This window comes from Pseudoalteromonas sp. MQS005 (assembly GCF_001661605.1).
Taxonomy (GTDB): domain Bacteria; phylum Pseudomonadota; class Gammaproteobacteria; order Enterobacterales; family Alteromonadaceae; genus Pseudoalteromonas; species Pseudoalteromonas tetraodonis.
Map to the genome: position 1 here is coordinate 1 of NZ_LYRQ01000041.1, position 22,771 is coordinate 22,771.

General features: G+C 40.7%; 16 protein-coding genes and 1 pseudogene. 13 read left to right on the plus strand and 4 right to left on the minus strand.

Annotated elements, in window-relative coordinates:
- Positions 1-72 precede the first annotated feature (72 nt).
- The gene (locus tag A9479_RS13925) at positions 73-1,713 is read right to left on the minus strand and encodes an alpha-glucosidase family protein (protein ID WP_064663736.1); all 1,641 of its coding nucleotides are present in this window, start codon (positions 1,711-1,713) and stop codon (positions 73-75) included.
- A 658-nt stretch (positions 1,714-2,371) separates the two neighbouring features.
- Here A9479_RS13925 and A9479_RS13930 point away from each other — a divergent pair.
- The 8 genes from A9479_RS13930 to A9479_RS13965 all read left to right on the plus strand — a co-directional run bounded on the left by A9479_RS13930 (position 2,372) and on the right by A9479_RS13965 (position 15,601).
- Positions 2,372-5,164 carry a TonB-dependent receptor gene (locus tag A9479_RS13930; RefSeq protein WP_064663737.1) on the plus strand — a complete coding sequence of 931 codons (2,793 nt, stop codon included), beginning with the start codon at positions 2,372-2,374 and terminating at the stop codon, positions 5,162-5,164.
- 118 nt (positions 5,165-5,282) lie between these two features.
- The gene (locus A9479_RS13935) at positions 5,283-6,776 is read left to right on the plus strand and encodes a tryptophan halogenase family protein (protein ID WP_064663738.1); all 1,494 of its coding nucleotides are present in this window, start codon (positions 5,283-5,285) and stop codon (positions 6,774-6,776) included.
- 149 nt (positions 6,777-6,925) lie between these two features.
- Positions 6,926-8,788 (plus strand): alpha-amylase family protein, encoded by a 1,863-nt coding sequence (locus A9479_RS13940; RefSeq protein WP_029609931.1) that lies wholly within the window; start codon positions 6,926-6,928, stop codon positions 8,786-8,788.
- Entirely contained in the window at positions 8,778-10,265 is a 1,488-nt protein-coding gene (locus A9479_RS13945) for an MFS transporter (protein WP_064663739.1), read from the plus strand. Before A9479_RS13940 ends, A9479_RS13945 begins: the two co-directional genes overlap by 11 nt.
- A 14-nt stretch (positions 10,266-10,279) precedes the next feature.
- Positions 10,280-12,685, plus strand: coding sequence for a glycoside hydrolase family 15 protein (locus A9479_RS13950; RefSeq protein WP_064663740.1), 2,406 nt, complete (start codon positions 10,280-10,282; stop codon positions 12,683-12,685).
- Between the two features lie 86 nt (positions 12,686-12,771).
- Complete coding sequence (locus A9479_RS13955; protein WP_064663741.1) at positions 12,772-14,484, plus strand: alpha-amylase family glycosyl hydrolase; 1,713 nt, start codon at positions 12,772-12,774, stop codon at positions 14,482-14,484.
- A 500-nt stretch (positions 14,485-14,984) separates the two neighbouring features.
- Positions 14,985-15,221, plus strand: coding sequence for a hypothetical protein (locus tag A9479_RS13960; protein ID WP_064663742.1), 237 nt, complete (start codon positions 14,985-14,987; stop codon positions 15,219-15,221).
- Between the two features lie 113 nt (positions 15,222-15,334).
- On the plus strand, positions 15,335-15,601 hold the full coding sequence (locus A9479_RS13965; RefSeq protein WP_013464815.1) for a DUF4177 domain-containing protein: 267 nt from the start codon (positions 15,335-15,337) through the stop codon (positions 15,599-15,601).
- 37 nt (positions 15,602-15,638) lie between these two features.
- On the opposite strand, the pseudogene A9479_RS13970 reads toward A9479_RS13965, so the two are convergent.
- Positions 15,639-16,592: pseudogene (locus tag A9479_RS13970) on the minus strand (IS110 family transposase).
- A 416-nt stretch (positions 16,593-17,008) separates the two neighbouring features.
- Between A9479_RS13970 and A9479_RS13975 the strand changes: the two are divergent.
- The 3 genes from A9479_RS13975 to A9479_RS13985 all read left to right on the plus strand — a co-directional run bounded on the left by A9479_RS13975 (position 17,009) and on the right by A9479_RS13985 (position 18,452).
- Complete coding sequence (locus A9479_RS13975; RefSeq protein WP_231893574.1) at positions 17,009-17,650, plus strand: membrane protein insertase YidC; 642 nt, start codon at positions 17,009-17,011, stop codon at positions 17,648-17,650.
- A 27-nt stretch (positions 17,651-17,677) separates the two neighbouring features.
- Positions 17,678-18,103 carry an N-acetyltransferase gene (locus A9479_RS13980; protein WP_064663743.1) on the plus strand — a complete coding sequence of 142 codons (426 nt, stop codon included), beginning with the start codon at positions 17,678-17,680 and terminating at the stop codon, positions 18,101-18,103.
- Between the two features lie 109 nt (positions 18,104-18,212).
- Positions 18,213-18,452 (plus strand): DUF3955 domain-containing protein, encoded by a 240-nt coding sequence (locus tag A9479_RS13985; protein ID WP_064663744.1) that lies wholly within the window; start codon positions 18,213-18,215, stop codon positions 18,450-18,452.
- A 9-nt stretch (positions 18,453-18,461) separates the two neighbouring features.
- Here the strand turns inward: A9479_RS13985 and A9479_RS13990 are convergent, their stop codons facing one another.
- Both A9479_RS13990 and A9479_RS13995 read right to left on the minus strand, forming a co-directional pair.
- Positions 18,462-19,094: a trimeric intracellular cation channel family protein gene (locus A9479_RS13990; protein WP_064663745.1), complete on the minus strand. Its 633-nt coding sequence runs from the start codon at positions 19,092-19,094 to the stop codon at positions 18,462-18,464.
- Between the two features lie 285 nt (positions 19,095-19,379).
- Positions 19,380-20,396, minus strand: coding sequence for a LacI family DNA-binding transcriptional regulator (locus tag A9479_RS13995; protein ID WP_013464820.1), 1,017 nt, complete (start codon positions 20,394-20,396; stop codon positions 19,380-19,382).
- A gap of 290 nt (positions 20,397-20,686) precedes the next feature.
- On the opposite strand from A9479_RS13995, the gene glk reads away from it, so the two are divergent.
- Both glk and A9479_RS14005 read left to right on the plus strand, forming a co-directional pair.
- Positions 20,687-21,685 carry a glucokinase gene (gene glk / locus A9479_RS14000; RefSeq protein ID WP_016899969.1) on the plus strand — a complete coding sequence of 333 codons (999 nt, stop codon included), beginning with the start codon at positions 20,687-20,689 and terminating at the stop codon, positions 21,683-21,685.
- Between the two features lie 29 nt (positions 21,686-21,714).
- Positions 21,715-22,728 carry a LacI family DNA-binding transcriptional regulator gene (locus A9479_RS14005; RefSeq protein WP_008110549.1) on the plus strand — a complete coding sequence of 338 codons (1,014 nt, stop codon included), beginning with the start codon at positions 21,715-21,717 and terminating at the stop codon, positions 22,726-22,728.
- Positions 22,729-22,771 lie beyond the last annotated feature (43 nt).

The window sequence follows — 22,771 nt, forward strand, 5'->3', positions numbered from 1 at the left end:
TAAAACAATTAGCCATTAAAAAATGCTAAAAAAACCCGAGCAGTGCTCGGGTTTTTTATAATAATATAAATATTAACTGCAGTGGGCGTAATAACAACCAAATGGCTCAACTGTCAGTGTTTCATTATCAAGCTTTGCGTTGTGATGAGAAAGGTCGCTATGTTCATTTTCAACACTTGCATTAATAGTAAGTTTTGCTTGTGAAGCACTCAAATTGAATACACACAACATTTTTTCATCGTTTAGAGTACGGTAAAACGCTAAGATTGGCTCTTTGGTTTGTAAAAACTCAATATCACCTTCAAGTAATACCGGCTGGTTTTTACGCCATGCCATAAATTCACGGTACGCATTTAATATTGAGTTTGAATCATTCTCTTGTTCAGCAACTGCTTGCAGTCTATGTTGTTGATCAATAGGTAACCACGGTTTTACTTCACTAAAGCCCGCATTGTGAGCATTGGCATGTGAGCTATCAAGGTTTTCCCAAGGCATTGGGGTACGACAACCATCACGGCCTTTAAAGTTTGGCCAAAACGTAATGCCGTATGGGTCTTGTAAATCTTCAAACGCAACACTGGCTTCACCTAGCCCGAGTTCTTCACCTTGATACATACACACGCTACCACGTAACGAGGCCAATAGGGCGGTTAACATCTTACATTGCGCAGGGTTTACTTCACCCGTTTCGCTCCAACGACTTGCAACGCGCTCTACGTCATGGTTACTAAATGCCCAGCAAGGCCAGCCTTCAGTCATACGTTGTTCAAGTGTAGTAACGGTGTTTCTTATATATTCACTCGAGTAGTCATCAGTTAGTAGCTCAAAGCTGTAACCCATGTGCAGTTTATCGCCGCCTTGGGTGTATTCTGCCATGGTGGCTAATGAATCTTCAGATGAAATTTCACCTAGTGACACGGTTCCTGGGTATTTATTGAGCAAGGTGCGAATATCACGCATAAACTCAATGTTTTCTGGCTGTGTGTTGTTGTAGTAGTGATACTGAAAAGCATACGGATTATCTTCACTAAAACCACGGCCCTGACGCTTTTCTTTTGGTTTTGCAGGGTTATCACGAAGCTGTGCGTCATGGTAGCAAAAGTTAATTGCATCTAACCTAAAACCATCAACGCCTTTTTTAAGCCAAAACTCAACATTATCTAATACAGCTTGGCGAACATCAGGGTTATGAAAGTTAAGATCTGGCTGTTCCGTGAAAAAGTTATGTAAGTAGTATTGTCCACGACGCGGCTCCCATTGCCATGCACCGCCACCAAAAATTGATAACCAGTTGTTTGGTGCTGTTCCGTCTTCTTTAGCATCGGCCCATACATACCAATCAGCTTTATCGTTGGTTAAATCTTCACGGCTATCAATAAACCATTGGTGTTGATCTGAGGTGTGACTAAGCACTTGGTCTATAATAATTTTAATGTCGCGTTGATGTGCTTGCGCAATGAGCTCATCAAAATCATCTAAGTTACCAAAAAGGGGGTCGATATCGCGATAGTCGCTAATATCATAACCAAAATCTTTCATAGGTGATTTAAAGAAAGGTGAGATCCAGATAGCATCCACCCCTAAGCTTTTAATGTAATCAATGCGATTAATTATCCCTTTTAAGTCACCAATGCCATCGTTGTTGCTATCTTGAAAGCTACGCGGATAAACCTGATAAATAACCGCACCTTTATACCATTGCTTTTGGGCCATGCCTTTCTCCGTTTTCACACTGTCTTTGTGTTGTTCTTTTTTAGAGGTGTTAATCCTCGTTTATTTGAAAAAGCATACTTGAAGCCCGTCATACTGTAAAAAGTCTGCATACGTATGCACCGTTTTAAGGCCATTAAAAGAGGTTAAATCAATCGCTTATTTCATCGATTTTAACGCCGGTTTATTGAATATCTCTTTACCAATTTGGTTTGTTAAATTGTTAATTTATTGTTTGCGTTATTTAGGTGCTTAAAAATAAGGGGGTGCACTAAATTGGTGATTATTAATATTGGTCTTACCAATTGTACATAAATAAATGTTCTCCATAATAATAAATTAGAAAATAAAATAGCGTCGTGTCACTTTATTTATGTTTAATGACACACTTATTTTATCAAAAAATAAATAATGACTATCATTAAAGCTATAAATGCTAATTGCACTAAAATAACTCATAATAAAACAGTCACTTATAAAACAGTGTGTAAATTTAATGTTAACTTAATGCGTGTGGTGTAACTTTGAATACGTATGCATAAAGTTGTTAATAAAATAATACGAGCGTTAATATTCATCCTGACAACAAAATAAGCTCGCAGGCTTAACTATCACTTAAGCAAGTAAGCGGGTATCACATTATGGGTAACGGGAAAACATTATGGCTATGTTCAAACCAAGTATACTAACGCTAGCATTAACTGCTGCCGGACTATCAAGCTTTGCCACCACTGCGGCACAAGAAGAAACAATAAAAAATGATGATGTAGAAATCATCGAAGTAAAAGGTTTTCGCGGTAGTGTTGTTGAATCAATTAATACTAAGCGTTTTTCAACACAGGTGGTTGAGTCTATCTCTGCAGAAGACATTGGTAAACTTCCAGATACATCTATTGCTGAGTCAATTGCACGCTTACCTGGTTTAACAGCCCAGCGTCTTGATGGCCGTGCTAGTCGTGTAAGTGTTCGTGGTTTTAGCGAAAACGAAAGCGCAACCACCTTTAATGGTCGTGAGCAAGTATCGATTGGTGACAACCGTGGTGTTGAGTTTGACCTTTACCCATCAGAAATAATGAGCGGCGTAACCGTTTATAAAACACCAAGTGCTAGCATTGAAGCAGAAGGTATTGCCGGTGTAATCGACATGCAAACGGTAAAGCCTTTAAGTAAAGGCGAGCGCGTGATCATGTTTAATGGTCAGTTAGAGCAGTCAGGTTTTGATAAGCTAAACCCTGATGGTGATGATAAAGGCTTTCGTGGCACGGTTTCATACATTGATCAGTTTGCAGATGACACTATAGGTGTTGCATTTGCTTACAACACAATGAGCTCACCAAATCAAGAAAAACGCTGGAATTCTTGGGGATACCCTGAATTCGACGTTGATGGACAGAATTATTCTATCTTAGGCGGCGCTAAACCATTCGTACGTTCATCAACACTTGAACGTGATTCAGCGATGCTAGTAGTGGAAGCTGCACCAAATGATCGTCTAAACATGACGTTTGATGCGTTATATGTAGATTTTAACGATGAAAAAATCTTACGTGGTATTGAAGTACCTTTCGCCTGGGGTCAAGGTAGCATCGACCCGAATAGTGTTACTGTAGATGAACAGTCTGGCTTTATCACCAGTGCAACAACGCAAGGTCAACGCGTTGTAGTTCGCAATGATGTTGAAGAACGTGATGCTGAATTAACGCAATTTGGATTTAATACTAAATATGACATTGACGATTCATGGTCGGTAGAGTTTGATGCGAGCTTATCTGAAGTTGAGCGTAAGGACTGGAGCTTACAAAGTTATTCTGGCACAGGCCGTGGCGATGCAAACGGTATTGCTGACAACATTGGTTACTCACTTGATGGCGGCAATACCGGCGCCAAATTTAGCCACGAGTTAGATTATAGTGATTATGCTTTAATTCAGTTAGGTGGTCCTTTGTCATGGGGAACCAGCTCAGCGCTAAATAATAAGTACGGCTTAAATGATACGGCTTATCAAAACACCGCACAAGATGGCTTTATTAATGCACCTGAAGTTAATGATGAACTACATACTTTAAAACTAGCAGCAAGCAAGCTATTAGAAAACGATTACTTAAGCAAAGTAAGTTTTGGTATGTCATATCGCGACCGCGAGAAGAGTAAAAAGTCTGAAGGGTATTACTTAACATTAAGCGATTTCTCATTAGATAGTCCTGGTACGCTTGTCGTTCCAGAGCAATATCGCCTCGGAACAGCTAGCTTAGGCTTTATCGGTATGGGGGATATGATTGCCTATGATACCCGTGCACTAGTTGACGATGGATATTATGACTCAATTCAAGAAAGTTTAACGGATATAAAACACACTACGCAGTCGTACACAGTTCAAGAAAAAGTTACGGCGTTTTTTGTTCAAGCTGATATTAATGCTGAAGTAGGTGAACTACCATTAACAGGTAACTTTGGTGTTCGCTATGTTAGAACTGAGCAATCTTCGCAAGGTTTTGCGGCTGTGCCGAATGACGTGACTGGTCTAGTTGACGCCGTTCCTAACAATGTGTCACACGATTATAGTCATGTTTTACCTAGTCTTAATTTATCTTTAGCGCTAGATGAAAATCAAACTGTGCGTTTTGGTGCCGCTAAAACTATCTCACGAGCCCGCCTAGATGAAATGAATGCTTCTGTTAATGCGAGCTACAATTCTGAGCGTCCTGATGAGAATGGCAACTATTGGTCAGTATCTGGTGGTAATCCTACACTTGAACCAAAAGAAGCAACGGGTTTTGATTTTACTTATGAAAACTACTTTAGTGCAGAAGGATACTTCTCAGCGGCTGTATTTTATAAAGACTTAAGCCAATGGATATTTGATGGTGTATACGAAGTTGATATGTCAGGAGTTGCTAACCCTTCAACGGGTGAGATACCAGAGAATAGTACCGGTACTGGATCAGGTAAAGTGAATGGCGGTGGTGGAGATCTTTGGGGCTATGAATTGTCTCTTGCTCTACCGTTTAATATTTTTAGTGATTCATTAGAAGGTTTTGGTTTAATTGCCAGCCATACAGGAATTGAACAAGATATTGAAGATCAAAACGGTAATGAATACGAATTACCTGGTTTGTCGGATAAAATTGAAAGCATAACTTTTTATTATGAAAACTATGGCTTCCAAGCACGTACTAGTATGCGAAAGCGTAGCGACTTTAAAGGTGATATTTACAACGCAGGTTATGAAACTCAGCAAGTGAATATCTTAGGTGAAACAATTTGGGACGTACAAGTTGGTTACGATTTTGGCGAAGCAGGTGTTGAGAGCTTAGATGGCTTAAATGTGACATTCCAAGTACAAAATATCACTGAAGAACCATTTACAACACTAAGTGGTGATAATGCTTTACAAGTGCGTGATTACCAAGATTATGGGCGTAACTTTATTCTTGGATTTAGCTACAAGCTTTAACTGAAATTTAGTTAAGTTATTAGCCCTTGTAATTAGTTTTACAAGGGCTTTTTTATAACTACCTTACCTAAGTTTTATCAAACTTTTTAAATTCTGATTTAAAAAAGTGAGCAATAATATGAAGCCAATAAAACACGTCGTCATTGCAGGCGGTGGTACAGCTGGATGGATAGCCGCTGCACTGTTAAATAAAGTATTAGGTAAAGTAATTAATATTACCCTAATAGAATCAACTCACATTGGCACAGTGGGCGTAGGGGAAGCCACTATTCCCCCTATAATGCAGTTAAATAATGCATTGGGTATCAATGAACAACACTTTATAAGTGCTACTAACGCGACGATTAAGCTTGGTATTGAGTTTGAAAACTGGAAAAGCTCAGCACACAGTTATATGCATGCGTTTGGCACTTTGGGTAAAAACTTTCCTTTTTGTGACTTTTATAATTTTTGGCTTAAAGGCCAAACGCAAGGGTGCAAAGATGATTTTTGGGATTTTTCATTAAATTATCAGGCTGCGAAAAACAATAAATTTGCTCCACTGAATACCATTTCTAACACGTCGTTGCCAGGATTAAGCTACGCGTATCATTTTGACGCCAGTTTGTATGCTGAGTTTTTAAAGCACTTAGCCACAGAGCGGGGGGTAAAACATCTAGATGCTAAAATTAATGAGGTCATGCAGTGCCCAACCAGTGGCAATATTCAGAGCCTAACCCTTGATGATGGCAGCAGTATCAGTGGCGATTTATTTTTAGATTGTACGGGTCTGCGTGCCTTACTGATTGAGCAAACACTCAATACTGGATATGTAGATTGGTCGCACTACTTACCCTGCGATAGCGCCATTGCAGTACAAACAGCATCAAATGATGAATTAAAACCTTATACACGTTCAATTGCGCACAGTGCCGGTTGGCAGTGGCAAATTCCATTACAGCACAGAATGGGGAATGGCTTAGTATATTGTAGCCGCCATATATCTGATGACGACGCAAAACAATTATTACTCAATAATCTTCCTGCAGAGCCTATTACTGAACCCCGATTAATTAAGTTTAAAACGGGTCGTCGTTTAAAACAGTGGCATAAAAACGTCGTTGCCATTGGCTTATCGAGTGGGTTTTTAGAGCCACTTGAATCAACCAGTATTCACCTAATACAAAGTGCTGTGACGCGTTTAATTAAGTTATTTCCTCGCCATGGGGTTAGTGATGCGTTAGTAACAGAATTTAATAAGCAAAGCATCACCGAAATCGAGCATATTCGTGACTTCATTATTTTGCACTATAAGCTAACTGAGCGGGAAGATACTCCATTTTGGCGTCAATGTAAGCAAATGGAAATTCCGCAATCGTTAGCGCATAAAATGGATTTATTTAAACAAACAGGCAAAGTAGTGCGCGAAAACGACGAGTTATTTGCCGAAGTGGCATGGCAACAAGTCATGATAGGTCAAGGCCTATTACCCGATGATTACGGTGCACTAGCAGATTCATTAACCAATGAGCAATTAGCCGAGTTATTTAGTAATTTAAAAACATTAATAAATTCAACGGTAGAGCAACTGCCAAGTCACACCGTATTTTTAAGTAGTTTAAAACCAAAGTAAGCCCCAAAAAAAGTTTCATGCTGGCAGTTTAATTTTTGGGTTAACAGGGTCTGAATATAGCTGTGAATACGTATGCAGCAACTGTAACCAAACTACAGTTAGCTTTAGTATAAACCAATGACAACACTGAAATAAAAATGACACACACAATGAAAAAAAGATTTTACATACCCTTGCTGCTATTAAGCACATTAGTTGTGCAAGGCTGCAGTGATGATAATGAAAGCACGCAAGCAAAAACGGTTGTAAATAAGACAGAGCCTGTAAAGCCAGTTGTTTATCAAGTGTTTACTCGTTTATTTGGTAATACGCAAACAGCTAATATTCCGTGGGGTACTAAAGAGCAAAATGGCGTGGGTAAGTTTGCTGATTTTAACGATGCTGCGCTTAAAGGTATTAAAGAGTTGGGTACTACGCATGTGTGGTATACCGGCGTTTTACATCATGCCTTAGTGGGTGATTACACCGAATATGGTATTAGTCAGGATGATCCAGATGTGGTTAAAGGGCGTGCAGGCTCGCCCTATGCAATTAAAGATTATTACGATGTAAATCCTGATTTGGCGGTAAATGTAACGAACAGAATCGAAGAGTTTAGCGCGCTTATTGAACGTACCCACGATCATGATATGAAAGTGATAATAGACATTGTGCCCAATCACGTTGCACGTGATTACCACTCAACGGCTAAGCCTAATGGCGTTAAAGACTTTGGTGAACAAGACGATACCAGCAAAGACTATGATGTTAATAATAACTTTTATTATGTACCTGGTGAGTCATTTCAAGTGCCTTCGAGCGACAGTTATCAAGTGCTTGGCGGAAATTCTCATCCCTTAGCTGATGGTAAATTTAATGAAACACCGGCTAAATGGACAGGAAACGGTGCACGCTCTCCACAGCCTGATATAAACGACTGGTACGAAACAGTAAAAGTAAACTACGGCGTTAAACCCGATGGTAGCCTAGATTTTCCAACTTTACCTAAGGCGCTAGAACACCAAGACTACCGCGCTCATTACGCCTTTTGGCAAGATAAAGAGTTACCTAATAGCTGGTATAAATTTAGAAATATTGCGCTTTATTGGTTAGATAAAGGCGTGGATGGCTTTCGCTATGATATGGCTGAAATGGTGCCGGTTGAATTTTGGAGCTTTTTAAATTCATCGATAAAAATGCATAAACCCGATGCGTTTTTACTTGCAGAAGTGTACAACCCATTGATGTACCGAACTTATATTCACCAAGGTAAAATGGATTACTTGTATGACAAAGTAGGCTTTTACGACACCTTAAAAGCCATAATGCAAGGCAAGCAAGCCGCAAGTAGTATTTTTAATGCTCAGCAAAAAGTGGCTGACATAGAGCAACATATGCTGCACTTTTTAGAAAACCATGACGAGCAACGTATCGCAAGTCCTGATTTTGCCGGCGATGCCGCATTGGGCAAGCCAGCAATGCTGGTCTCTCACCTAATCAGTCGCTCGCCAAGCTTGCTTTATTTTGGTCAAGATGTCGGTGAAGATGGCTCAGAAAACGCGGGGTTTGGTAGCCCGACTCGCACCAGTATTTTTGACTATATTGGTGTTCCTGCTCACCAAGCGTGGATGAACAACGGTAAATTTGATGGCGGTCAGTTAACAACTGAACAAGCGCAATTACGCCAATATTACATTTCAATTATGGCACTTAACGATTTACCAGCGATTGTTGCCGGCGATATGGCACCCTTGTTGGTAACAGGCAGTAATAGAGTGGTAGGTTTTGTACGCACCCTAGGACAGCAATCATTATGGGTGCTGAGTAACTTTAGTCAGCAAGCGCAAACAGTCACTATTACGCTCACGCCCAATCAAGCAACAATGCTCAAACCAAACTCAACGCTTTACGATCTATTAGAGTCGCATAACGGTATTTTGGTGAGCGATGAGAAACAAAATACAACCTTTACGCTGACCCTTGATGCACTCAGTAGTGCCGTTTTAACAAATAAGGCTGACCATGAATTATAATAACAAACCAACCTTAAGCTTTTGGCAAATATGGAACATGTGCTTTGGCTTTTTAGGCATTCAATTTGGCTTTGCACTGCAAAACGGTAACGTAAGTCGGATTTTTCAAACCCTTGGGGCGAATGTAGACGATATTCCTATTTTGTGGGTAGCAGCACCACTTACCGGTTTAATTGTACAGCCAATTATTGGTTATTGGAGTGATAAGACGTGGGGCAAATTAGGTCGCCGTCGTCCGTTTTTTTTATACGGCGCTATTTTAACCACATTATCGTTATTTATTATGCCAAACTCACCAACACTTTGGATTGCAGCGGGCATGTTATGGATCATGGATGCATCGATTAACGTCACCATGGAACCATTTCGCGCCCTTGTAGGCGATAACCTACCAAACAAACAGCGTGCTACTGGCTATGCAATGCAAAGCTTTTTTATAGGCGTAGGCGCCGTGGTTGCTTCTGCACTCCCTTGGATGATGACGAACTGGTTTGATATTGCCAACACCGCCGCTGCAGGGCAAATTCCTGATTCAGTAAAGTACTCATTTTACTTTGGTGCAGTTGTATTGCTGGTCGCAGTGGGCTGGACAATTATAACCACCAAAGAATATTCACCTGAAGAATTGGCCGCATTTAATCAACAAGAGCAAGCTCAAGTTGAACAGACGGTTTGTGCACAAATTAACTTTAGTAAAGGCGGCAGTGTATTTACCGTGCTAGGGCTTGCCGTACTTGGTTTAGTCACGGGATTAAACCTAGAAAAAGAGCTGTACCTATTAGCAGCTGGCTTAGTGAGTTTTGGCGTTATTCAATTTATTGCAGCCGCACTTCAGGCAAAAAACCACACCAGCGGTGGCTTTTACCAAGTCGTTAACGATGTATTCACCATGCCAGAGGCGATGAAACAACTTGCTTGGGTACAGTTTTTTAGCTGGTTTGCTTTATTTGCCATGTGGATTTACACCACCTCAGCGGTAACCAGTTTTCATTATGGTAGCAGCGACACAAGTTCAGCGGCGTATAACAATGGTGCAGACTGGGTGGGTATTTTATTTGCGGCTTACAACGGTTTTGCTGCATTGGCGGCTTTATGTATCCCGATCATCGTTAAGCGTGTTGGTTTAAAACTAGCGCATGCACTTAACCTTATTTTAGGTGCCTTAGGTTTAGCGAGCTTTATGTTTATAAAAGATCCGAGCTTACTTATTTGGCCAATGATAGGTATTGGTTTTGCGTGGGCGTCTATTTTGTCGTTGCCTTACGCCATGTTAAGTACCTCAGTACCGAGTCATAAAATGGGTGTGTATATGGGAATATTTAACTTTTTTATTGTGATCCCACAATTATTAGCCGCCAGTGTACTTGGCCTGATACTCCGTCACTTTTTCCAAAATCAACCTATTTACGCATTGATGCTAGGTGCTGTGTCTTTTGTACTTGCAGCGGTTGCCGTACTGCGTGTTAAACAGTCTTAATTTAAGGGGCTAAAATGAAAAAATATAACCTAATTACCGCGACAATATTGGCCGCAGGCCTTGTAGGTTGTGGCGTGCAAAATACGCAAACCAGTGCAGTAGCAAAAACATCAGTGAGTGCGCCAGGCGCACCAGGCGAAGCCCCATTTTGGGCATACGCAGGCAAAACTGGGATAGGCACGTCTTTTGAGCAATACCAAAATGGCCATTACAGTGACGAAGCACCTACAGGTAAAGTGTCAAAAGTATGGTTTTCGATTGCCAAAGGGATGATCACCGAAACCATGTTCGGGCTTATTCATCAAGCGCAAATTAAAGACATGCAATTTGTTGTAGTCGGAAAAGATTTTACAGTCACCGAAGCTGACGATTTAGACGTTACCATTGATTACTTATACAAAGACGATAAAGGCCGCCCGTTATCATTAGCATACAAAGTAGTAAGCAAAGATAAGCAAGGTCGCTTTAGCCTGGAAAAACATATATTTACCGACCCAGACGGTCAAAGCTTATTTGTACGCAGTATTTTTAATACCCAGCTTGACGGTGTAAAAGCATATGTAACAGTTAACCCGTATATAAACAACAACGGCTTAGATGACTTTGCAAAAACCACCGAGCAAGGATTGGTAGCGTGGCAGGGCGATAATTACTTGTCATTGCAAGGTGCACAGCCATTTAAACAAACAAGTGTCGGTTTTACGGGCGTGAGTGATGGTTTAAGCCAGCTTAAAACAACTCAGCAGCTTACCCGAGTTTATAAAACTACCGGTGAACAATCGGGTAATGTTAGCCTATTTGCAGAGCTGGGTGAAATTGGTAAAAACAGCCAGTTCGATTTAACCCTAAGCTTTGGTAACAACCAGCAATCAAGCTTTAAACAAGGGCAAGCTACGCTAGCCAAAGGTTACCAAGCTGTGCTTGATAATTACAACGGTAAAGGCGAAGCGCTTGGTTGGCAAGACTACCTGCAAAGCCTTGCACCGCTAAACAACATGAGCGAACAAACCGCTGATAACGGCAAGTTACTTTACACCAGTGCTATGGTGTTAAAAGCGCAAGAAGACAAAACTCATGCTGGGGCACTTATTGCCTCTTTATCTAACCCATGGGGTGAAACCGTATCGTCGAAAACCGGCTCTACCGGTTACAAAGCGGTATGGGTGCGCGACTTTTATCAAGTTGCCATGGCATTTATGGCACTAGGCGATACCGCAACAGCCAAAACCGCATTTGAATACCTTGAAAAAGTACAAGTAAACAGCAAAACCCCGGGCAACAAAGGCGACACAGGGTGGTTTTTACAAAAAACACACGTAGATGGCGAACTTGAATGGGTAGGCGTACAGCTAGACCAAACCGCTATGCCTATTATGCTAGCGTGGAAGCTTCATCAGGCAGATGTGTTAAGTGATGCTGAGCTAACTGATTGGTATACCCGCATGTTAAAACCGGCCGCTGACTTTTTGGTAGACGGTGGGCGCGCTAAAATCCTATGGAACGACATGCAAATAACCCCACCTGCGACTCAACAAGAGCGTTGGGAAGAGCAAGAAGGGTATTCGCCATCAACCACCGCTGCTGTTATTGCCGGTTTAATTACCGCCGCTGATATTGCAAAAATGGCAGGTGATGAGGTAAATGCTAAACGCTACCTTGCAACAGCAAAAAGTTACAACGCCGATATAGAAAGCATGATGTTTACCACCGCAGGAAATTTAGAATCAAACGCATCAGACGGCGAGTATTTTATACGTATTGGTCAAGACAAAGACGCCAATTCAAATACTAAAATTAACGCCAATAATGGCCGTGAAGGGTTTAATAAAAAGCAAATTCTCGATGGTGGATTTTTAGAGCTCGTTCGCTATGGTGTACGTGATGCACTAGCGCCTAGCATAGTAAAAACACTCCCAGAATATGATGACGAAACCCTAACCGATAACCTACAAGTTAAATACAGCTTTGAGTTTATTGATGGCAGCGGCACATTTGCAGGATACCGCCGCTATGGTAACGACGGGTACGGTGAAGATGAAGTAACTGGCGCTAACTATGCGCAAGGTGGAAAAAATAGCCCAGGGCAACGTGGGCGAGTTTGGCCATTTTTTACCGGTGAACGTGGTCATTATGAAATTGCCGCCGCAAATGCTAATAATACCTTAGATGCAACAAAACAGCAGGCTATTAAAAATAGCTATGTAAAAGGGCTAGAGCAATTTGCTAACGAAGGTATGATGCTACCAGAACAAGTATGGGATGGCGTAGGCGTAAATAAAGCAGGATACACGTTAGGCGAGGGTACAAACTCGGCCACACCACTGGCGTGGACGCATGCTGAATACGTGAAGCTAGTGCGCTCACTAAGCGACAAACAAGTATGGGATCATTATCCGGTGGTAACTAAAGCACTAAAATAACCACAAACTATCCGCAGTTCAGGTTAATTAACATAGCCGTAGTAAAATACGGCTATGTTATTTATTATAATAATAACGAGGCTGAAATGAAAACATTTACCTTGAGCGCATTAGCATTAGCAATCATGCTAACAGGCTGCCAAAGCGCACCATCATTAAATAACAACACGAATAACACCGAGACATCGCAATTAAATACTAAACAACAAGTAAGCCCGTGGTGGGAAAGCGCCATTTTTTACCAAATTTGGCCACGCAGCTTTTACGATAGCGATGCTGATGGTCATGGCGACTTTAACGGTATGACCCAAAAGCTCCCGTATTTACAAGAGCTCGGCGTAAATGCACTGTGGTTAACCCCCATGTTTGAAGCACCGTCGTATCATGGCTATGATTTTACTGAATTTTACCAAGTAGAAAACGACTACGGCAGCATGGCCGAGTTTGAAGCCTTTATAAAAGCCGCTGATGATAAAGGCATGAAAGTCATACTTGATTTAGTTATAAACCATATATCAAGTAACCATGAATGGTTTCAGCGTTCAGCAAAACAACAAGCCCCTTATGCTGATTACTTTATTTGGCGCGACGATATGCCAAAAGCCGGAAGTGGCTGGGGCCACGCATGGAGTAATAACGACCAACCCGATGCAGTATGGCATTGGAATGAAACACGCCAGCAGTATTACTATGGTGCGTTTGGAGCAAGCCAACCTGACTTGAATTTACGCCACCCAGATGTTGTTGCCGAAATGGAAAAAATGGCTAAGTTTTGGCTTGATAAAGGCGTTGCAGGGTTTAGATTAGACGCAGTTCGTTTTGCAATGGAAGGTGGCGCAGATGCGCAAGCCGATACCGACGAAACCATTGCATATTGGCAGCACTTTAACCAATACGTAAAAAGCGTTGATCCAGAGGCATATTTAGTGGGTGAAGCTTGGGCAGACATTCCCGTTGCAGCAAAATACTTTGGCGAAGGTAAAGGCCTCGATCAAGGCTTTGATTTTGAAGTGGGCTATAAAATACTGGGCTTATTAAAACCCGATGTCAGTGGTGAAGCGCAATTTGGCACCATGCAATCTAATCAAAAAATCAACGCAGTTGATGCCAATGTGCTCAAACAAAATTTACAGCAGCGTATTGATTCAACTGCGCCGCTTGATTTTTTTGCACCGTTTTTAACTAATCACGACCAAGAACGTATCGCTTATCAACTTGCAGAGCACGACGATAAAGCAAAACTTGCTGCCGCCATGTTATTTAGCTCTCCTGGTACGCCGTATATTTATTACGGTGAAGAGATAGGCTTAACACAAGGTGGCACAGGTCACGATGTGTATAAACGTGCGCCTATGCAATGGGACAACAGCAATCAAGCCGGTTTTACCAAAGCTAAAACGAGCTGGGTTGAACAAAGTGAATTATTTGGTAAAGACTTTACAAGCTGGTGGCCTGAATTTTTAGCCGAGCAGCTTAGCGCAGGTGATCGCAATGTTAAAGTACAGCAAGCACAATCTGACTCACTGTGGCGTTTATATCAGCACTTAATCGTACTAAAAAAACAGCGCCCAGAGCTGGGTATTAAAGGCAGTTATGAATTAACGCAACACGACAACGGCCTAGTTGAAATAACCCGCGAGTTAAACGGCAGTAAAAGTATGTTTATTCTTAATTTAACCGCTAACCCGCAAAGCATCAGCGGTATAAAACGTCAGGGGTTAACGCCTAGCTGGCAACACGACCTCAATGACGAGCAACTCGCAGCTTATGGTTTGTTGTTACTGAATAACACACTGTAAATAAAGTACATAAAAGGGGCTAATATACATTAGCCCCTTTTGGTAAAAGTGCTATTATTGCATTCCCCCCAAGTTATACCCCATTTTAATGAATCATAAGTCGCTTAACTTCTTCTGGCGTCATGGCACTTATCATGAAAATGAATATAAGATGCAATCCACCTCAGGTAGGTGCCCACGGTACGTAATGAATACTGATGTACCAACATATATCCAGCAATGTAATTTAAAAATGGGGAACGCGTTTTCATATCATCATCAATGCTTAAGGCTGTATAAATATATAGATTAGTTGTTTCCTTCTATATTCAAGAAAATGAGCGACGAGCGCATTTTCATCTTTCATATTATATTTAGTAGCAAGAAATAATTATAGCTAGCAATGAGTTAAGTTATTTGTTAAAAAAGTAATTAATAAATATATTAGCGTGACGTTGGCAGAAATGTACGCGACGAGCGCACTATAAAATTGTTAGGTGTTTCTAAGGTTTGGAGTTCAAATGGGATTTAAGTTTTGGTTCGTTAGAGCATTAAAAGTATTTCTTGGAGTAGCAGCCTTACTTTTTATAGTTGAGTTGCTTAAACAGCACTCAGTTCAAGAAGCATTAACTTTTGCTTGTACTTGGTCATTGATTACAACAGCAGTGTTTATATGTTCAAGACTATATCAATCACGTAAAGGTGTAGAGTGTGCTTTGTGCAATGATATTCCAGACAAAAGTGATAAAAACACCTAACAAGAATTTAAAGCGGGACTGCTAACAGTTTGCTCGGTTTCGCAACGCTACACATTTTAGCAAACAATTAACAGCCCCTTAAATGGGCGTTATGTTACTAGATAAGGATATTTATGAAATTAAGCATCGGAGCTTTATTAACACTCTTTCTAATCTCAGGCTGTACAAGTACATCAATTAAGCCGTTGAAATGGGAATACAAAACTATAAATGTAAATCCATTTAAAAATGGGCTTATTGGTAGAGAGCTAAGAGAAATCGAAAAGGAATATTCTAATACGCAAAAAGAGCTTCTTTCAAAATATGGTGAAGATGGCTGGGAATTGGTTCATATTGAGGGTAAAAACTATATTTTTAAAAGGCCAGTTCAGGTTAATTAAGTAACATAACAAGTGACTATGGTGTCAATTCCTAATTTTAAACCATTTTAGGATCCCACATGGCACCATCCCTCACCATAGAATTTATGATGACTACCAGCTTTCGTATGCACGCAATAATGGCTACCTTTTTAGGCTTTCCTGCTTTAAACATGCGTTGATAAAGGTCTTTAAATTTAGAGTTGCACTGAATGGCTGACATCATCGCCATGTACATGGCAGTTCTTATTTTAGGTCGGCCGCCACGTATCATTCGCTTACCTTGATACACGCCACTTTCACGATTAAATGGGGCTACACCCACTAAAGAAACGGCCTCTTTGTTGTTCACATAACCTAACTCAGGCATATCACTAAGCAAGTTAAATGCGACCACATTGCCAACACCTGGCACACTTTGGATAATGGCATTTTTTGCTTTGTATTCGTCTCATTCTTCAATCAATTTTTGAAGTTTTAAATCGACTTTATCTATTTGGTTTTTCAGTGCAGTTAAGATAGGTTTTATGAGTGACGATAGTGTTTTTGGCATTATTTGAGAGCGATTTTTCTCCATCGTTTGCATATTCATTAACTGACGTCTTCTCGAGAGTAAATCGCTCATCAAGCGCATTTGCTCTGGCTTTAAAGATGATAAAGGCGGTTTAATCGCTTCACCAAAGTGAGCAATAAGTTGTGCATCAAGTTTATCCGTTTTTGCTTTTTGGCCGATAGCGCCTGCGAAGCGTTTTATGTTCACGGGATTAGCAATAACGAATGGAATATTCGCCTCAGCGCAGGCTATGATAAAAGGCTGTTCAAGACGTCCACTTGCCTCAATAGTAACGCGTGTTACTGGGTGTTTTTTTAAGATTTGAATGGCGTGTTTAATGCCACTTTGATTATTTTCTACAGTAAAGTAAATGTCTAAAGGCCTGATATAAATATCGAGTTGTGTTTTACCTGTATCGACACCGACGTTAATTTCATTTTGATTATTTATTTTATTCATAATAAGCTGACTCTGCCTTGCTATTCGGGCTCGAGGCCCCGTTGACTATCCGAGTTTAATGCTTGGAGTTTATACAGCGTTCTAACTTGTTACCGGTCTCTCAATAGAGGAGCCTACGCTCAATCGAACTACTGTATAAAAGGCTTTGGTTGCAGCCAAAGCTTGGGCCTCACATTACCCGAACTAGGTTAAAGTATTAATTAATTTATGGGTTTATTATCCATACAAGTCGTTAAAGCAGGACACTGCTCCTCACCCGTTTTAGTGAACAACTCCACATAACATTAAGGAGTAACACAGCCTAATAGGCCCTTAAACATAGCGAGTTGATTTTAGTTTAAAATAAACTCTTGACATAGTATGTCGTGGTGGTTACTTTTAATACATAATATTAAAAGGAAAACTAAAATGGAAATTTGGAATTTATTTACAGATTTTATCGTGCAATCAATCACCTTTTTTACCAAGAGGTGGGCGTAAGCCAAGCGGCTGCTATTATTTTGTTTACCGTTATTGGACGATTAGTCTTAATGCCGATTAACCTTGTCGCTATGGCTAATATGGTTAGAAACAAAAAAGCAATTGCCGCACTAAAACCTGAGCTAGATAGCATAAAAAACAAATATAAAGATCAACCCAGTCAAATAGCCCAATCGACAATGGCACTGTATAAAAAGCACAACATTAAGTTTATCGATAAAAAAAGTGTGATTAATATGGCAAGCCAAGGGGTATTTGGCCTTGGAACTTTTCAGGCTCTGCAACAAATTGTATTTACTAGTAAGTTTGCCTGGATTGCCAATATTGCAAAGCCTGATATTGCGCTTTCCTTATTAGTGGGGGCTATTACATATTTATCTATGATGATGATGCCTGGTAGCGCAGAGCAAACCAGCACTTTATTGTTCCTAATTCCCGCAATTATTTGTGTGGTTACTCTCGTTAATTTTCCTTCTGCAATTGGCTTATACTGGGCTACATCAAGTAGTACTAGCTTGTTGCAGTCATTATTAGTAAATAAGTATTTTAAAAACCATCAGCCGCAGCATGCTTTGTAAAAGTCGCTAAACAAAGGAATGGCAATAATGAATATGTATTATCAGCCCACAGCCGAACTAATGGCTTCTGCACAGTTAACCTATACCAATATGCGTAGATATTATGAGCATTATGGTGTTGATTGGCAGCAACTTAAAATATGTGAGCAAATTTCAGACCTTGAAAATTGGGATGTTTTGTTAAATGGCGATGTAGTGGGTGCAATGCGCTTGGCTTTCGATGATGAGGGTTGCTATATACGTGACTTACAAGTAGATGCTGCGTTTCAAAATATGGGTATTGGTGCAGCAGCAATTAGTGAGTGTTCTCGTTTAGCTGTGCACAGAGGTGCTATGCAACTTAGGCTTCGCGTTTTTAAAATAAGCCCTGCGCACAAGCTTTACACACGTTCAGGTTTTAGCATAGATAAAGAAGACGACAGGTTTTATTATATGTCTAAAAGCTTAGTTTAATGAGCGTGACTTTTATTTTAAAAATTAATGTTGCTCAGTCACTGTAGATTAATATTCGCTCATTCAAACTGCTATCCCGACAATTTAATAAAATAGTTATGGATAGATTATGCGCTTTTTTACAAACAAAACAGCCACATTGAGTGTTTGCTTTTTATTGCTTGGCACGGGTTTTATGCTGATAGAGCACAGTCTGTATCAATATGTTGATCATAATGGTGTTCTACATGAAAGCTTGTTTATGCCCTTGAGCATACTGTGTTTTGCTTTGGGGTTATTTTTTGTGGCCAGTTTATTAGCCCGAAAAGTATTCGGGCTCTTTAAAAGCGCTAGTGGAGGTGGGCATTAACCGCTACTGTTATTGCTCATTATTTAAGTTAGCGGGCTCTAATAAGTTAAATGTCGGTAAGCGCCATTTAAAGCGTACCGATGCCATTCGAATTAAATAGCCTACTACTAAACTTGCAACCACGCTGATATTGTCGTCAATGTTGTAGTGATGGAGTGCTAAGTATAAACACGCGACTATTAGCGCTACACTTGCGTAAAGTTCATGGTGTAATACCAGTGGTGCTTGGCGACAAATTAAATCACGCAATAATCCACCAAATACGCCGGTAACTATAGCAGCGACCACACAAATACCATAGTGCAAACCCATATTAAGCCCAACTTGGCAGCCAATAATACTAAATGCGGCAAGCCCTAAGGCATCTAAACGCATAAATATGCCTTTAAATTTAACCACCCATTTTGCTAGCCAAGTTGTAACAATACCCGCCACGCAAGTGATCAGTAAATATTCAGGATGCTTTACCCACGTTAACGGGTAATTGCCCAGTAAAATATCGCGTACGCTGCCACCCCCAATGGCTGTGGCACTGGCTACTAGCATAACCCCAAACCAATCCATGTTTCTGCGCCCAGCGCTGAGTGCACCGGTCATGGCTTCTGCTGTAATTCCGATGATGTAAACAATAGTAAGTAGCATGAAATAGTCACTTAAACTTTTAAGAGCAAAAATTAAAGTGCGATTGTAGAGATAAAATAGTGCATTGACGAGTGAAAAATCACATTAAAAACAGCCACTTTCGGATTAAAAAAACTAATGTTATAGCAAGGTGTGAATAGGCTGTTAATCTAAAGAACACTTTTGGTTTGCTGGTAAAAACAGCAAGGACAAATGACCGTAATTAAGCCAATAAAGCCCAAATAAATATAAGGGTAAGAGGAGGGGGATTTGGCTACTTTTTAAAGGGTGGCCTCACGCAATGAGTTAACTTGAGCCACGCGCAATTAAACGCGGTGGCAGCAGGGTACTTTGTACTTGCTCACCACGAATTAATTTAAGTAAGTTTTCAACTAACATTTGCCCCGCTATAGTGGTGTTTTGCTCTATGGTTGTGAGCGGAGGATTAATGTAACTGGCAATAGAAATATTATCAAAGCCGATTACGGCTACATCTTTTGGCACGTTAATATTAGCTTCTTTAAGCGCGCGTATTGCGCCTATGGCAATCAAATCGCTGGCAGCAAAAAGTGCATTAAAAGTAATGTTATTAGCAATTAAAGAGCGAGTAGCATGGTAGCCAGATTCTTCGGTAGAAATTGCATTGGCAATTTTACGATCATTTAAGGTGACACCGTTTTGCTGTAGTTCGTCTTTAAAGCCATTAAAACGGGCAAAAAACTCAGGGCTGTGATCAGAGGCATCGCCAATAAATGCACAATCAGTTCGGTTATGCGCAAGTAAATGCTCAGCGGCAAGTTTACCACCGCCATAATTATCGCAACTTATAGTTAAATCAGGGCGGTTATCAACGCTTGCTCCCCAGCAAACAAATTTAGTGTTTTGTTCAAGCAAGGTATTAAATTTTGGTTGAAAATCAATGTAGTCGCCATAGCCTAATAAGATTATTCCATCTGCTCGATGGCTGTCTTCGTAGTCTGCTTGCCAATCAGCGCTGGCTGATTGAAATGAAACAAGTAAATCGTAACCCTCTTTTGCGCAGGCACGAGTAATACTCCCCAGCATGGCTAAAAAAAACGGATTGATTTGTGATTCATCTGAGGTTGGGTCTTCGAACAACAGCAATGCTAGGGTACTGCTTTGTTGAGTGCGAAGGTTACTGGCGTTTTTGTCTACTTTGTAATTAAGTTTTTTAGCAATATCGTGAACACGTCTTCGTGTTTCGTCATTTACCAATGGACTATTTCGTAAAGCACGGGAAACTGTAGATTGAGACACCCCAGCATAGTGGGCTATATCAAACGAGGTGGCTTTACCTTTCATCACGATTACTTACTTAAGAGGACAATAAGGGGATATTCTCGTTTATTAGTGATTTTTTTCAAGCTTATTTGTCAATAAAGGCATTTTTTTATTGATTTTTTCATGACACCGGTGTCACAATGAGGGCGTTTTATCATTTTGTTGTCAAAACGTATTAGCTACCTTTATTATTAAAGGTAGCATTTTTTACAGTGATAGCTGCTTTGAGGTGATAGCTCAAAGTAAATAAGTATCAATGATACCCCATTAAAATAATAAGTACTCATTACTTAAACAAAAGAGATAACACTATGGGTTTACACTCTAGCACACACTTTGATCCTATTCTGGTTGCTGATATTGGCGGCACAAATGCTCGTTTTGCGTTGATCACTGGGTTCGACGAATCAAGTAATCAATTTACCATTGAGCATAATCATACTTTTCCCAGTGCTAACTATGGATCGCTCGAAAGTGCTACCGAGTACTACTTATCAACAGTGTCTCATATAACCCCTAAACGCGCATGCCTTGCAGTAGCAGGCCCTATAAATGCAGGGCAAGTTCATTTAACTAATTTAGGTTGGCACTTTAGCGTTAATGATTTTAAACACCACTTTGACCTTGCTCAATTAAGCGTTATAAATGACTTTGCTGCTTTTGCCTACGCAGCACCGTATTTAGACCCTTCACAAAATGTCACTGTTAAACCTGGTCAAGCGGATGAGTCTGCCAATATAGGTGTAATGGGCCCAGGCACTGGTTTTGGTGCAGCGTGCTTAGTTAGAACGGCACATTCGTGCGCGGTAATGAGTTCAGAAGGCGGGCATATTTCGTTAGCAGCCGTTAATCAACTCGACGCTCAACTTATTCAAGAACTCAAAAAAGATCACCCTCATGTATCGGTAGAAACGGTATTTTCGGGCCCTGGCATTGCTCATTTGTATAAAGCCATGGCTGCGGTTAAAGGGGTGGCGGCAAAAAATTTAGATGCCGCACAAATTAGCAGCTTAGCCAATAGCGGTGAATGTGAAGTGTGTGATGCAACGCTTAATCAATTTTGTGACTGGATTGGCAGTGTTGCGGGCGATTTAGCATTGGCCTACGGCGCCTTAGGCGGCCTTTATATTGGCGGTGGAATTTTACCACGCATGCAAGCTCGTTTACTTGAAAGTCGTTTTATTGAGCGCTTTTCGCAAAAAGGTATTATGTCGCAGTACACAGGTCAAATTCCGGTGACGTTAGTAACACAAGACAACATCCCATTAATTGGAGCTGCCGCGTGTTTGCATACGAGTCAACAGGATTAATCGCTTTGCATAGGTTTGGAAATAAATAGATGAAAAAAGTCACTATAAACAGCGTTGCCAGTCATGCAGGTGTTTCTAAAAAAACCGTATCGCGAGTACTCAACAATGAGCCTAATGTCAGTGCAGCTACACGCGAAAAAGTGTTAGCCGTATTTAAAGAGCTAGATTACACCCCAAACCCAATTGCACGCGGCCTTGCACAAAATCGCAGCTTTATCATTGGTTGCATTTACGATAACCCTAGTAAAAGTTATATCACCCGTGTGCAAACAGGCGCACTGGCTGCCTGCCAAGAGAACAACTATAACTTGCTTATTCATCCTTGTGAGCTCAGGGGCGATGCACTCATTAACAATATTGAGCAGTTATTGCAGTCATCACGCCTTGACGGTTTAGTATTAACCCCGCCATTTTGTGATTTTGGCGAGTTGGTAGATTTTTTAAAGTCGAAAAAAATCCCTTATGCTCGAGTCGCTTCTGCAATTTTAGATGATGATTCTATTTCTGTGACCAGCAATGACGAGCAGGGGGCGTTTGAAATTACCGAGCATTTAATAAACCTAGGACATACGTCTATCGCGTTTATTAAAGGTCACCCAGATCACAGTGCCACTGAGCAGCGTTTTAAAGGTTACAGGCGCGCATTAACAACTCATGGCATTGAATTTAACGAACGCTTAGTTGAAGAGGGTAACTTTAGTTACCATTCAGGGGTAGACAGTGCGCGTAGTATTTTAGATTTATCGCCACGTCCTACTGCTGTATTTGCATCAAACGACTACATGGCAGCGGCAGTGCTCAAATTAGCCACGCAGCGTAACTTACGTGTACCTGATGATATTTCTATCGCTGGGTTTGATAATGCACCAATAGCGCGCCACATTTGGCCTGGGCTGACCACCATAGCGCAACCTGTAGAAGAAATGACAAAACAAGCCGTTACGCAATTGATCACCCATATTATTGAGCCGCAAGAGTCGCCATATAAAGTGATTTTAGAAGCAAAATTAATCACGCGAGAGTCAACTGCAGCCGTAAAATAAAACCCTTTTTTCACAGTAGCCCGAGTATGAGTGACGCTTACTC

Excerpts from the sequence above, each read along its gene's own strand:
- A9479_RS13925 (WP_064663736.1), bottom strand. The coding sequence starts at position 1,713 with ATGGCCCAAAAGCAATGGTATAAAGGTGCGGTTATTTATCAGGTTTAT.
- A9479_RS13930 (WP_064663737.1), top strand. The coding sequence starts at position 2,372 with ATGGCTATGTTCAAACCAAGTATACTAACGCTAGCATTAACTGCTGCC.
- A9479_RS13935 (WP_064663738.1), top strand. The coding sequence starts at position 5,283 with ATGAAGCCAATAAAACACGTCGTCATTGCAGGCGGTGGTACAGCTGGA.
- A9479_RS13940 (WP_029609931.1), top strand. The coding sequence starts at position 6,926 with ATGAAAAAAAGATTTTACATACCCTTGCTGCTATTAAGCACATTAGTT.
- A9479_RS13945 (WP_064663739.1), top strand. The coding sequence starts at position 8,778 with ATGAATTATAATAACAAACCAACCTTAAGCTTTTGGCAAATATGGAAC.
- A9479_RS13950 (WP_064663740.1), top strand. The coding sequence starts at position 10,280 with ATGAAAAAATATAACCTAATTACCGCGACAATATTGGCCGCAGGCCTT.
- A9479_RS13955 (WP_064663741.1), top strand. The coding sequence starts at position 12,772 with ATGAAAACATTTACCTTGAGCGCATTAGCATTAGCAATCATGCTAACA.
- A9479_RS13960 (WP_064663742.1), top strand. The coding sequence starts at position 14,985 with ATGGGATTTAAGTTTTGGTTCGTTAGAGCATTAAAAGTATTTCTTGGA.
- A9479_RS13965 (WP_013464815.1), top strand. The coding sequence starts at position 15,335 with ATGAAATTAAGCATCGGAGCTTTATTAACACTCTTTCTAATCTCAGGC.
- A9479_RS13980 (WP_064663743.1), top strand. The coding sequence starts at position 17,678 with ATGAATATGTATTATCAGCCCACAGCCGAACTAATGGCTTCTGCACAG.
- A9479_RS13985 (WP_064663744.1), top strand. The coding sequence starts at position 18,213 with ATGCGCTTTTTTACAAACAAAACAGCCACATTGAGTGTTTGCTTTTTA.
- A9479_RS13990 (WP_064663745.1), bottom strand. The coding sequence starts at position 19,094 with ATGCTACTTACTATTGTTTACATCATCGGAATTACAGCAGAAGCCATG.
- A9479_RS13995 (WP_013464820.1), bottom strand. The coding sequence starts at position 20,396 with ATGAAAGGTAAAGCCACCTCGTTTGATATAGCCCACTATGCTGGGGTG.
- glk (WP_016899969.1), top strand. The coding sequence starts at position 20,687 with ATGGGTTTACACTCTAGCACACACTTTGATCCTATTCTGGTTGCTGAT.
- A9479_RS14005 (WP_008110549.1), top strand. The coding sequence starts at position 21,715 with ATGAAAAAAGTCACTATAAACAGCGTTGCCAGTCATGCAGGTGTTTCT.